Consider the following 12776-nt stretch of genomic DNA (forward strand, 5'->3'; position numbering starts at 1 on the left):
CAATGGGATACCCCACGCAATAAGCCATTTCCAATGGCAAAAAGAATAAACGAATCCGGCTTCAACGGAATGTCCTTGTTACTCGAATTGCAAATTCGAAGGATAGGAAGGAGTAGTGGAATACTACGCCTGGCGCCTGACATTACGCCTAGCATTCCGGGTGTAGTTTTTACTACACCCAAATATTGGTGAATTCCCAATGGAATACCCCACGCCATAAGCCATTTCCAATGGCAAAAAGAATAAACGAATCCGGCTTCAACGGAATGTCCTTGTTACTCGAATTGCGAATTCGAAGGATAGGATGGAGAAGTGGGACAAAAGTTGACAAAGGCTGGCGATTCCCATTCGTCCATCTGCGGACAAAAAATGTCCGCTGAAAAATGATTTTTCAGCTAAAGAACCTCCTACTTGCCTGTAAGGGCGATTAAATTCGGCACTGCTCTTGAACTTACTGTTTGATAAATATTATTTCTATGATGATCTTCCATGCGCTCAGGACTACTTTTCGAAATCTCTTTCGTCATAAAACCAATGCTGCTGTCAATATCCTCAGCCTCACTATTGGTCTGACTTCAGCCATTTTTATCTTTTTGTGGATTTTGGATGAATATGGTTTTGATAAATTCCATCCCAATGACAAGGAGCTGTACCAGGTCTTGATCAACCAAACTTTCCCGGATGGGCAGGTGCATACTTACGGCGCCACTCCTGCTAAACTGAAGGAGGCCATTCTTTCTGAAATTCCGGAAGTCAACAAAATCACCATTACCAATATGGCCTCGACGCAATTATTACAGTTCGGGGAGGATTCATTTCAGGAAGTGGGGATATATGCAGACCCTGATTGGTTTTCCATCTTCAACTTCCCTATCATCCATGGTGACCCTTCCAAGCCTTTGCCTGCAATCAATTCCATCGCCATTTCCCAAAAGCTTGCAGACAAATTGTTCGGAAAAACGGATCCGATAGGGAAAACGGTTCAGGTAGAACAGACACAGCAATTCATGGTTTCCGCAGTTTTCGCCGATGTTCCTCTACATTCCAGCATTCAGTTTGAGTACGTGGCGCCCTTTGAGGTTTATTATCAGGAAAATCCCTGGATGCAGGGATGGGGAACAGGCGGGACAAATACCTATGTGACGCTGGACCCAAAAGCGTCATTGCCTGCAGTAAACCAAAAACTGGAAAGATTGATCAACAGCAATTGCGAAGATTGTACTACAAGTCCATTTCTGTATGGCTTCAGTAAATTATATCTTAACGGGAAGTTTGAGGGAGGGAAAAATGTGGGTGGAAGAATAGATCAGGTTATGCTATTTGGGGCCGTCGCTGGAATAATCCTCCTGATGGCCTGTATCAATTTTATGAACCTGGCCACTGCGAGTGCCGCAAGCAGGAGTAAAGAAGTCAGTGTCAGGAAAATTATCGGAGCCAACAGGTCCGGCTTGGTGGTCCATTTTATGTTGGAGTCACTTATCCTTGCTTTTCTGGGCTTCTTGTTGGCCATTTTGCTGGTGCAGCTCTTGCTTCCTTTCTTCAATACCATTACCTCCAAATCCATCCAACTGGATATTTTTGATCCCCTGTTTTTGGGAGGGGCAATTATGATTACACTGGTGTGTGGCTTACTCGCAGGAATATATCCAGCTATTTTTCTTTCTTCATTTAAGCCTTTGACCATTTTCCAAAGAAATGCCGGAAGCCTTCTTACTGGAAGTGGCTTGAGAAAGACTTTGGTTGTCATCCAATTTGCATCGGCGGTGATTTTGATGGTGGGGAGTATCATCATCTATCAACAGATCCATTATATCAGCAACAAAGACCTGGGCTTCAACAAAAGTCAGGTTCTGGTCATTGATCAGAACAAAAACCTGATTGCCAATACCGCTCCTTTCAAAAACGCCATGCTCCAATTGTCCACTGTAGATAACATTGGCTTTGGCGGAAGCGATATTTACGTGATCCCTATTACCACTACCGAAATCGAATGGCCCGGGAAACCCAGTGATGCTTCCATCCATTTCAAGCTGTTCAGGTCGGATGCCGGTTTCATACCAACCTTGGGAATCGAAATGATCCAAGGGAGGAATTTTGTTGGACAAAACCAGGATTCCCTCCATTACATCATCAACCGAAAGGCGATGGAAGTCATGGGGATTCCAGAAGATGAAGTGATAGGTTCCGAACTGGATGTCTGGGGTCATAAAGGGAAGATTGTCGGTGTGACCGCCGATTTTCACAATGATAACCTCAAGGTGGGCATAGAACCTTTGGTATTTATTTATTCTGAGAATTTGGGAGCCTATTATTTTGTAAAAGTAAACCAACCAGCCTCCATGGCAGAAGCACTTGCAGGAATCGAAAAGGTTTTCAAAACATATAGTCCAGATTATCCTTTTGAATTTACCTTCTTGGATGAACTGTTTGAACGGCAATACCGATCTGATTTGGTCATGGGAAAACTATCGCTGAGTTTTATGGTCATTGCCATATTGATATCATGCTTGGGCCTTTTTGGACTATCCACCTTTACAGCTGCACGGAAGACCAAAGAGCTTGGGATAAGAAAAGTGATGGGGGCCAGCTCGTTTAATCTTGTTCTTTTGCTGTGCAGGGATTTTACCAAGTTGGTATTGGTCAGCATCCTAATTGGCAGTCCCATTGCCTGGTACCTTGCCAAATCCTACCTGTCAGGATTTGCTTTCCATGTGGATATCAGTTGGGTTACATTTCTTCTTTCCGGTTTGGGATTGTTGGCAGTGGCCTTGATCTCAGTCGGGTTTCAATCCCTCAAAGCCTCTTTGACCAATCCGACCCATTCACTTAGAAGTGAGTGATTTTCATAGGGTTGTTTTTAACCTCCTCTATTAGGATGGGAAGGTGGATATAATGCTGTCGCATATCAAATACGGGAGGTACTACGGAAGCTAAACCTGACAAATCTTCCAAGCATACACACCCTATCTAATGAGTGCTAAGGATTTTATCCATGCTTTAACCCGTTTTATGCAGCACGCACTCAACTCAATATTGTAATTGATTGACAATCAATTGGATGTTGACAATTTTTGATTTCACCCTATTGGTGTCAGGAATTATTCTCTTAATAGGCTGATTTCTTTCAGTTTCAATCCCAATTGGAAACCTCTTGCATATTCCCTGGGTGTAGTTTCTACTACACCCAGATATTGGTGATTTTATTCAGGAATGTCCCACGCAATAAGCCATTTCCAATGGCAAAAAGAATAAACGAATCCGGCTTTCATCGAATGTTCTTGCTACTCGAATTGGAAATTTGAAGGGTAGGAAGGCGTAGTGGAATACTACGCCTGGCGCCTGACATTACTCTGGGTGTAGTTTTTACTACACCCAGATATTGGTGAATTCCCAATGGAATGCCCCGCGCAATAAGCCATTTCCAATGGCTAAAGCAAAACCGAATCCGGCTTCAACCGAATGTTCTTGCTACTCGAATTGCAAATTAGAAGGGTAGGAGAATACTACGCCTGGCGCCTGACATTACCCTTGGTGTAGTTTTTACTACACCCAGATATTGGTGATTTCCCAATGGAATGCCCCACACCATAAGCCATTTCCAATGGCTAAATCAAAACCGAATCCGGCTTCAACCGAATGTTCTTGCTCCTCGAATTGCAAATTCGAAGGATAGGAAGGCGTAGTGGAATACTACGCCTAGCGCCTGACATTACGCCTGGCACCCTGGGTGTAGTTTCTACAATACTCCTTCGGCAAAAAGTCTTCTGATTTCTTTTTTGTCAAATTTGCCAACACTGGTTTTTGGCACCTCGTGGACATACACATAGTTTTTTGGAATCTGATAATTCACAAAATCTCTCGACAGGAATTCAATCAATTCCCCATCCGAAATTTCATCGTTCTGATTCACCAAAACGATGAGTGCCAATGGTTTTTCGACCCATTTCGCGTCTGGTATCGCAATTACAGCGGCTTCTTTGATTTTGGGATGGGCCATCAGTGCCGATTCGAGTGCTACGCTGGAGATCCATTCGCCGCCACTTTTTATCAGGTCTTTGGTTCTGTCCTTTATCTCCATGTATCCATCTTCGTCAAGGGTGCAGACATCGCCAGTTTTGAACCAACCATCTTCGGTAAAACTTTCACTGTTATTCGTTTTGAAATAGGCTTTAATGGTCCAAGCACCTTTGATATGCAGTTCCCCCATGCTTTTGCCGTCTGTTGGCGCCAGAGTCCCATCTTCCATGACAATCCTCAACTCAACACCAGGAAATGCTAACCCTTGTTTGGCGCGGATATCCATTTTTTCACTGGCGGATAAATGCGCATGTTTTGGCTGCAGGCGACTGACGGTTCCGAGTGGGGAGGTTTCGGTCATTCCCCAAGCCTGAACACCCTTGATACCAAAATCTTTTTCAAAACTTTCTATCAGACTTTTGGGGAGTGCAGAACCACCGACAAGGTATTCTTCGAGCGCTAATTTCTCCTTTGGGGGATTCATTTTCATGGCGTGGTACACGCCCAGCCAAATGGTTGGGACACCGTTGGCTTTGGTTACTTTTTCTTCCTGAAGTATTTTGATAATACTATCGGGCTGTAAATGGGAAGAGGGGAGGACCATGTTTGAGCCAGAAAGGAGGCAGAGGTAGGGGAAACCCCAGGCCATGACATGAAATTGAGGAACGATCAAAAGAACTGTATCCGAATTGCTGAAATTCCCTGCGTTTGGAGAAATAATGGTGGAGGCGTGCAGAAACGTGGACCGATGAGAATACAAAACTCCTTTTGGCAAACCCGTCGTCCCGCTGGTATAACACATGCCGCAGGCATCATTTTCATTTAGCTTGGGCCACTCAAAATCCTCGGATTGCTCCGCCAGCAAATCTTCATAATGCAGGGTGTTTGGTAAAGTGGTCGTATAATCTTTTGGAGCATTCAGCAAAATATAGTATTCCACGGTTTCGAGGAGTGGCGCTATTTTTTCCAATAGGGGAACCAATGTGGCATCGACAAAAATTACTTTATCCTCCGAATTGTTGATGATGTATTCGATTTGATGGCTGGACAAGCGAATGTTTATCGTCTGACAAACAGCCCCTATCCCAGATATTGCATAGTACAATTCTACATGGGGACCATGATTCCATGCAAAAGTGCCAACCATATTGCCATTTGTGATGCCCAATTTGTGGACCAATGCATTGGCTAACTTTTTACAACGTTTGTACATGTCACCAAAGCGGTACTCATGGCGTGTTCCATCCGGTAAATGGCTGATTATTTTTTTATGATGATAAACGCTGTTTCCATATTCAAGAATAGTGTTGGTCGTAAGTGGGTAATCCATCATCAAGCCTTCCATATATTAAAAATTTAGAGGTAAATTTTTGTTCTACACCTTGTAGCTTATTCAGTCGTAACCCATGAAAAGTTGTTCAAATGCCAGAGATTCGCTTTGTATCCTTTTGGCCCAAAGTCTCCCGTTGATATCCTATCTGCAACCGATCCAATTCTTTAAAATTAAAATTAATTCCCTGATATCCAATTCTTTCCCCTGGTATTTGATAGGGCCTGTGAGGCATAGACTTTTTTTGGATTCTTCAGTAGGGTGATAAGGGCGAAGAACGAGATTTTGGATGTATGGGATTTGACCCAAGTAGGCTGTTCAGAAGAAGAAAAAATACCGGAACTTCCTGCTGCGACGCTATCCCAGCTGTTCGAGAGGTATACTCTCGTTCCTTAGATCCTTCAGGTTTTGTGATTCTGGTCAAGTCCAAACCATTGGGGCCGCTCATTTTTTAAAGACGCTGGGGAAGGTCCATTTTAGGCATGGAAATTAAATCCTTATGATGCATTCCCAATTCCATCCCATTCTGGAATAGCAAGACAATCAGTCAATTGCCTTCAATTATTGACTTTACCTTTATTCTCCAAATCGTCTGGTTTTCATTGAGTTTCAAGGCGATTTAGAAATCTACTGCATATTTCGGGTTAAAGTTTTTAATGCATTTGTTTCCGGCGTCCCATTTTTTCCTTGGTGGAATCTACCCAATAATAAACCATGGGAACCAAATAAACCGTCAAAACCAGTGAAGACAGGAGTCCCCCAATGATCACCCAAGCCAATCCATTTTTCCATTCGGCGGCTGTTCCCGTCGCAAGGGCGATGGGCAACATGCCAAAAACCATGGAGAGGGTAGTCATCAAGATGGGTCTCAGACGACCTTTCCCGGCAATGACAAGGGCTTCCCTAAATGGTTTGCCTTCTTCTTTGAGCTGGTTGGTAAAGTCTACAATCAGAATGGCATTTTTGGTCACCAAACCCATCAGCATGATCAAACCAAGCAAGGCAAACAAACTTAAATTGCTTAAGGATAAGTTCAGTGCCAGGAATGCTCCAATGGCCGCCACCGGTATTGAAAAAAGGACGACAAAGGGGTAAATATAATTGTCATACAAGGCCACCATAATCAGGTAAATCAGCAAAAACGAGACAAGCAATACAGATCCCAAAGCTCCGAAGCTATCATTTTGCCTTTTGATATCGCTGCCCCAGGTCATTTGGATTCCCTCAGGCAATGGATGGTCACTTAGATAAGCGACCACATCGTCCGCCACTGTTCCCGATGGTCTTCCCAAGGCATCGGCTGTTAGGGTGACAGCTGCCTGCCTGTCTTTTCTCTCCAATAGGGATGGGGAATTGCTTTGCTCCACGGTAGCAAACTGGGAAACTTCCACCGCAATGCCCATGGGATTCACAATGCTCAGTTTTTGGACATCATCAAAATTCTGACGCTTGAATGCGTCAAGCCAGATACGCACGGGATATTCTGTGCCTGCCTCCGTTAATGTGGCTTCATCGTTTCCGGTGAATGCGGTCCTCAAATTCACACCTACATATGCGGTGTTGAGTCCCAATCTTTGCATTTTATCAGTATTGGGAATGATTTTGTACTCGGGAACACCTTCCTCCACAGACAAGCGCATATTGTCTGCACCCGGGATATTTTCAATTGCCCCTTTCAGGGCAATACCGGTTTGCATGACCAATTTGGGATCACTTCCGCTCAGTGTCAATTCAATTGGCGCGGAACGCGGGATCAAACCCAATGCCGCCATCGAGTAGTTGATGCCCGGAAATTCTTCCTGCAACTCACCCCGCAGCCGCCTCATGAAATCCTCGGTGGGGACTTTCTTTTGGCCGGTTTCTTTGAGTTCGTCCTTCCTGGTTTTCAATTGAATGGTAAACTCGGTTTTATTGGGAGAACCCAGGCCCAAGCTTCCGATTCCCGTGCTTGGACCACCGATGTTGCTGAACACCGTGGAGACTTCCGGTTGGGTCAATATATACTGTTCGATTGCTGTGGAGACTTTGTTGTTTTGCCCGATGGAAGTGAATTTATCAAACTCCAAGGCCATCCTGAATTTCCCCTGATCACCTGTTGAGATAAGTTCTTTGCCGATAATTCCTTGCCTCATGATTCCCAAAGTCAGCACAAAGAGCAACAATACGATTCCCGTGAAGACCAACTTGTGGGTCAATACCCATTCCAGTTGTCTGCCATACCAATCGGTAAATCGCTGCAATTGGCTTTCAAACCAAAGCAAGAATTTATTGAAGATATTCGTGGGCTGTAAATCTTCTTTTTTGCCGATTCGGGAAGCCATCCAGGGAGTTAGCGTAAATCCCACCAATAAACTGGTGAGCGTGGAGGTAATCACGACTACGGAAAACTGCTTGAGCATGTCGGCAACAAATACTTGCAGAAAAAGGATAGGCAGGAAGACTACCACGTCTACCAAAGTAATGGAAAGCGCAGAAAAACCGATTTCCATCCTTCCATCCATGGCGGCTTTCCTTTTGTCCTTGCCCATATCCAAATGACGTTGGATATTTTCCAAGACCACGGTGGCATCATCCACCAAAACCCCAATGATCAATGACATTGCCAATAGGGTCATCAGGTTTAAAGTGTAACCGAGAAGCCACATCACCGCAAAAGCAGTCACAAGGGAGGTAGGAATGGCCACCAGAACGATGATGGAATTTCTGAAACTTCTGAGAAACAAAAGCATCACCAATGAAACCAAGATGACTGCCAAAATCAGGTCAAAAACCACGGAGTTTACCGCTGCAATGGTATTGTCCGTGCTGTCATCGGCGATGGTGAATTTTATGCCCGCATCGGCATTTTGTTGTTCAATCGCCTCAAGCTTCTCTCGAACAAGTCTGGAAACATCCACCGCATTGGCATCTCCTTGTTTTTTTAACAACAAGCCGATTCCATCTTTTCCGTTGTACCTGCTGATGGAGCTGGTTTCTTTGACGCCATCGGTGACATAAGCAATATCTTTCACATAGATCGGACTCCCGGCCACGGGCATGGCCACCTGTACGTTTTTGATATCTTTCAAGCTGGTTAATTTCCCGGTTAGCCGTACAGAATTGGCTTCCTGATCGGTTTGGACTTTTCCAGCCGGCAAGTCCAATCCCGATCGGTTTATGGCTTCTACTATTTGGCTAAGGGAGACCTTGTACAGTCTTATTTTATCTTGATCAACAGCGACTTGCACTTCCCTTTCTTTGCCTCCCAGAACCGTAATTTCAGCCACTCCTTTGAGTTGTTGAATCTGCGGGAGAAATTCGTCTTTCATTTTTTGGTAAAACTCCGTAGGGGGCAGGTTGCTCGTCGCGCTTATGGAGATGATGGGCAAGTCATTCGGGGACACCTTGCTCATTTCCGGACTGAGAATGTCTTTTGGCAAATCTTTGCGGATATTGTCGATGTAGCGTTGTGCATCCTGCATTGTTTTGTCCAGGTCTGTGCCATATTTCAAATTGGCTATGATGATGGATGCATTGGGCAATGACTTGGTCACCAAATAATCCACGCCCTCCAAGTTAGACAGCGCATCTTCGATCTTTCGGGAGACGGAAGCTTCTACTTCCTCAGGGTCTGCACCCGGATAGGCTGTTTTGATGACCACTACAGGCTGATTGAAATCAGGCATCAATTCATAGCTCAAATTGTAATAGCCGAGAATCCCCAGGAGCGTGAATACGCTGAACAATACAACAATCAGCGAGGGACGTTTTATTGATATTTCCGTGATGTTCATTTTTTTCAATTAAAATTTATCGGTACAGATTTCAGAATTGCTAAAGTCAGAACTCCAGTTACAGCACTCTTTTGGGGGATGAGATGCTTTATCATAAGGGATCAGGAGACATCTTACTTCTTAATGGACACATTTGCCCCATCAAAAAGATTGATGAAACCGCTTGTGACCAGCACATCTCCTTCATTCAATCCACTGGATACAAGTGCCTTGTTTCCGATTCTCTCAGAGATGGTGATGTTTTGCAGCATCGCTTTACCATCTTTCACCAGGTATACTTGTGGTTGGCTAGACGATCCAATAATGGCAGCGCCAGGTATAAGGATGCCTTTTTTATTTTGTTCCAGGTTCAGAATAGCCTTGCCAAACATTCCGGATTTAATTCTCAAATCCGGTGTATTCCTGACCAAAAATTGAATGGGGAAACTACTGCCCATATTGGCTTTGCTGCCCACCATCAATTCCTTTCCTTCCAAAGAAACATCGGGAAAAGCATCACTTGTAATCGCGTAGGATTGTTTGGGATTGAAATGCTTCAAATCATTTTCAGAAACATTGATGGTGAATTTGAGCTGTGAGATATCTGTGATTTGCAGCAAGGGTATTCCGGGTGCGGCAAATGCACCTTCTTCATTCAACTTGGCGGTTATGATCCCGTCAAAAGGGGCCTTGACGGTGGTTTTGGCGATTTGCTCGGTCAGAGTTGCCTTTTGAACCTGGGCAGATTTTAAACCCAACTCGGCTTTTTCTAATTGTACGCCCTGAATCGCATCTGCTTGGGACAAAACAGTATACCGATTGACATCTTTTTCCACGCCTTCGATCTGTACCATTATGGATTGCAGCTGTAAATTCAACAGGGAATTGTCCAATTGAACAAGGGTTTGTCCTTTTTTGACAGCAGTTCCCACATCCACCAATATCCGATTGATTTTTCCAGATTGTTCGGCGCTGATTTTGGATTCTTTGTAGGGCTCAAAAGTCCCCGTAAAGCCCAAATCTCCATTGATATACCCGTATTGTAATTTATCTGCATCAATGCGGATCGGTTTTTCGCTGTCGTATTGATACACCTTGTTTACGGCGATTTCTTTGTTGTTTTTCAGTTTAAAAACAACCAATGCAATCAATGCCACTCCGGCTACTATTGCTGCTATTTTCCTCCAATTCATGTCTTTAGATTTAATTCTTGGTTCTCAATTGATTTCTGAGTTTTTTCAATTCCAAGTCAGCTTTCAGGTAGTCTACCACTGCATTCAAGTAGCCTTGTTGCGCTTCTCGCAGCGCATTGTCTGCCAGGAGTACATCCGTCAGATTTGCAATTCCTTGTTTTTGTTGAAGCAAAGTCTGTTTGTAAACAGATTGCGCCAATTGGATTTGCGCTGTCGAAGTTTCAACTGTGGATTTTGCCACATTTTTTTGTAGGCTTGCATTCTCCAACTGCATAGAAGTTTGATCGGACACCAGGCTATGTTGAAGTGCGTTATTTTCGAGCTCAATCTTTTTTTGGTTGATTTTTCTTTTTGTTACTGTGCCATTAAATAATGAATAGGAGAGTTGAATGCCTGCAAAACCAATCGGGTAAAAATTCAAGAAACTGTTGGGTTGTTTGTCATAGCCAAACCCGGTCGTACCATAGGTCGCGAATAGATTTACGGTCGGTAAAAATCTGGATTTGGACAAGGTGTTTTGCTCGACTTCCAGCAATCGATGCTGTGTTTCTACGATTTTCAAATCCAATGTTTTGGACACTGAAGTACTGAACTGGTCAGTATAAATGATGTTTCTGTCAATTTCGAGATCATACTCCATAGACAAGCCCATCATAAATTTTAGCGAATTCAATATTTGCTGAGACTTGCTTCTTGTGGTCTCCCGCTGCGTCTTCAATTGCGTTGTCTGCAATTTTATTTTGTCCACATCATTGCCGGTAGCCAACAAATGTTCCTGGAGCAATTGGATATTCCCCAAAAGCCTATTGGAGTTCGTCAGGTTGCTGTCCAGAAAAGTCAATTGGTGTTGCAGGATTTGCGCGTTATAGTAAAAGTTTGCGATTTCAAAATATACCTGCTCCTCTGATTTCTGCAGTTGCAATTCACTCAATTCCTTGGCAATTTGAGTGCTCTCTATCGCTCCATAAATCTGGGGATTGTAAAGGGGAATCGCCAGTTGCAGGTTTGCATTGATATTGTGCGGAACGCCAAATTGAGCTTCCCTGAATTCACCGGTCGGGGCTTCGGGATTGAATGCAGCAAGGGGCAATAATTGGTAGGGAAGGTTGGTGAAATACTTGTAATCTGCATTTGCCGTTATTCTTGGGAGCAAATTTGCCTTTGCTTCCCTGTACTTTTGCTCACTTAAGGCTTGGTAATTCCGGTTGATTTGGAGGTTTTTGTTTTGCACCTGTGCTGTATCGATGCATTGTTGCAGGGCCCAAACCTGGGTTTGGGCCTGAGTTGGATTGAGCCCAAGAGCCAATAGCGCAACCAATATAAGTTTGTGAATATTTACTAACATCATATTGAAAATTTTTTTATTTCAACAATACCAATTGGGAGTCAAGAGCAGCATTGAGCCAATGTTTTACATTTGGTTCGATAGGAGTATAGTCACCCCTTTCCAATACAATTTGCTTATCTGTTTCGTCTTGGTAAGTCACTTTTCCGGAAATACAAAGAAGCAATGCGGACGTCTTGGTAATGTGTTCCTTCAAAATGCCGTTTTTTCGCAACTGAATGGAGGTTGCAGTAGCCAATTCACCTTTGAAAAGACTGACTGCGGAAACATCTTTTTCTGAAACGTGCAATTCTTGTAAGTTCATGTGTACAGGAGTTAGAGGTGTTTAAGTAAGATCGTTTTTGTCCTTCGGTATGAGGCTTCCCTTCCAGATTGTTGGAAATATGGAGGCGACAAATACAAGAAAGACCATTGTATTTATTCCTTTTTTTGGTTCTTGATGATGGTCAACAAGGCTTGAATCATGTTGTTTCCATTGCGTTCAATGTCAAATTGAAAGTTGGCAATTCGCCATTTCAACATCTGCAATCTAAATGTCCCCATGATGATATGGATCAATTCCTCGGAAGTAATGCTATTGGTGAAAACACCTTTCTGTTGTCCTTCTACCACGATGGGCATAAGGTGTTTCATTTTTACAGCCATTATTTTTAAGATCGTTTCATTGATCCGCTGACTTTCCTCCATCAAACCGTCTGAGAAAACGGCAACCACAAAATGGGCATTATTCTTAAAGAAGCTGAATTGGTTTTGAAACAACAGCGTGAACTTCTCCAGAGGCGATTGTTGCGCGTTGATGGCTTGGCTATACCGTTTGTCCATATTATCGGCGAGGTATTCCAGCATTGCGATGATGATTTCCTCCTTGCTGGTAAAATGCCTGTAAACGGCACTTTCGGAGAAGTCCATTTCCTTCGCTAAGTTCTTGATCGTCAATCCACTCACGCCAGAAGAGGTCAAGATTTTGCCCGCAGCTTCAATTATTTCTACTTGTCTTTCAGATATCTGCATAATTTGTAAGTGAATGTTCACTCTGTAAAAGTAGATAATGCCCGGGAGAAGTGCAAGTCTTTTACCGGTAAAAAAATCTATTCTGTAAAATCGCTCCTTTTTGCCTTTGTTTTTTTTAACATCTGGGC

8 protein-coding genes are annotated in these 12776 nt (G+C 43.6%); 2 read left to right on the forward strand and 6 right to left on the reverse strand.

Annotated elements, in window-relative coordinates:
• Positions 1–192 (forward strand): hypothetical protein (locus Q7J63_RS09745; RefSeq protein WP_304885743.1); only part of this gene is annotated, 192 nt, incomplete at its 5' end.
• A gap of 284 nt (positions 193–476) precedes the next feature.
• A complete protein-coding gene (locus Q7J63_RS09750; RefSeq protein WP_304885745.1) occupies positions 477–2840 on the forward strand; it encodes an ABC transporter permease in 2364 nt (787 codons plus the stop codon).
• An 896-nt stretch (positions 2841–3736) separates the two neighbouring features.
• On the opposite strand, the gene Q7J63_RS09755 is transcribed toward Q7J63_RS09750, so the two are convergent.
• The 6 genes from Q7J63_RS09755 to Q7J63_RS09780 form a co-directional block, all read right to left on the reverse strand.
• The gene (locus Q7J63_RS09755; protein ID WP_304885746.1) at positions 3737–5362 is read right to left on the reverse strand and encodes a long-chain fatty acid--CoA ligase; all 1626 of its coding nucleotides are present in this window, start codon (positions 5360–5362) and stop codon (positions 3737–3739) included.
• Between the two features lie 638 nt (positions 5363–6000).
• Entirely contained in the window at positions 6001–9120 is a 3120-nt protein-coding gene (locus Q7J63_RS09760) for an efflux RND transporter permease subunit (protein ID WP_304885748.1), read from the reverse strand.
• A gap of 113 nt (positions 9121–9233) precedes the next feature.
• On the reverse strand, positions 9234–10292 hold the full coding sequence (locus tag Q7J63_RS09765) for an efflux RND transporter periplasmic adaptor subunit (protein WP_304885750.1): 1059 nt from the start codon (positions 10290–10292) through the stop codon (positions 9234–9236).
• Positions 10293–10302: 10 nt separating this feature from the next.
• On the reverse strand, positions 10303–11640 hold the full coding sequence (locus Q7J63_RS09770) for a TolC family protein (protein WP_304885752.1): 1338 nt from the start codon (positions 11638–11640) through the stop codon (positions 10303–10305).
• A gap of 13 nt (positions 11641–11653) precedes the next feature.
• Positions 11654–11941, reverse strand: a complete 288-nt coding sequence (locus Q7J63_RS09775) for a cupin domain-containing protein (RefSeq protein WP_304885755.1) — start codon at positions 11939–11941, stop codon at positions 11654–11656.
• Positions 11942–12054: 113 nt separating this feature from the next.
• Positions 12055–12648 carry a TetR/AcrR family transcriptional regulator gene (locus Q7J63_RS09780; RefSeq protein ID WP_304885757.1) on the reverse strand — a complete coding sequence of 198 codons (594 nt, stop codon included), beginning with the start codon at positions 12646–12648 and terminating at the stop codon, positions 12055–12057.
• Positions 12649–12776: the final 128 nt, after the last annotated feature.

Origin of the sequence: Rhodonellum sp. (assembly GCF_030656585.1) — a bacterium.
In the GTDB taxonomy this organism is placed as follows: Bacteria; Bacteroidota; Bacteroidia; order Cytophagales; family Cyclobacteriaceae; genus Rhodonellum; species Rhodonellum psychrophilum.

Bases quoted from the DNA above. Each gene is read 5' to 3' on its own strand.
- Q7J63_RS09750 (WP_304885745.1), top strand. From the start codon at position 477: ATGATGATCTTCCATGCGCTCAGGACTACTTTTCGAAATCTCTTTCGT.
- Q7J63_RS09755 (WP_304885746.1), bottom strand. From the start codon at position 5,362: ATGGAAGGCTTGATGATGGATTACCCACTTACGACCAACACTATTCTT.
- Q7J63_RS09760 (WP_304885748.1), bottom strand. From the start codon at position 9,120: ATGAACATCACGGAAATATCAATAAAACGTCCCTCGCTGATTGTTGTA.
- Q7J63_RS09765 (WP_304885750.1), bottom strand. From the start codon at position 10,292: ATGAATTGGAGGAAAATAGCAGCAATAGTAGCCGGAGTGGCATTGATT.
- Q7J63_RS09770 (WP_304885752.1), bottom strand. From the start codon at position 11,640: ATGATGTTAGTAAATATTCACAAACTTATATTGGTTGCGCTATTGGCT.
- Q7J63_RS09775 (WP_304885755.1), bottom strand. From the start codon at position 11,941: ATGAACTTACAAGAATTGCACGTTTCAGAAAAAGATGTTTCCGCAGTC.
- Q7J63_RS09780 (WP_304885757.1), bottom strand. From the start codon at position 12,648: ATGCAGATATCTGAAAGACAAGTAGAAATAATTGAAGCTGCGGGCAAA.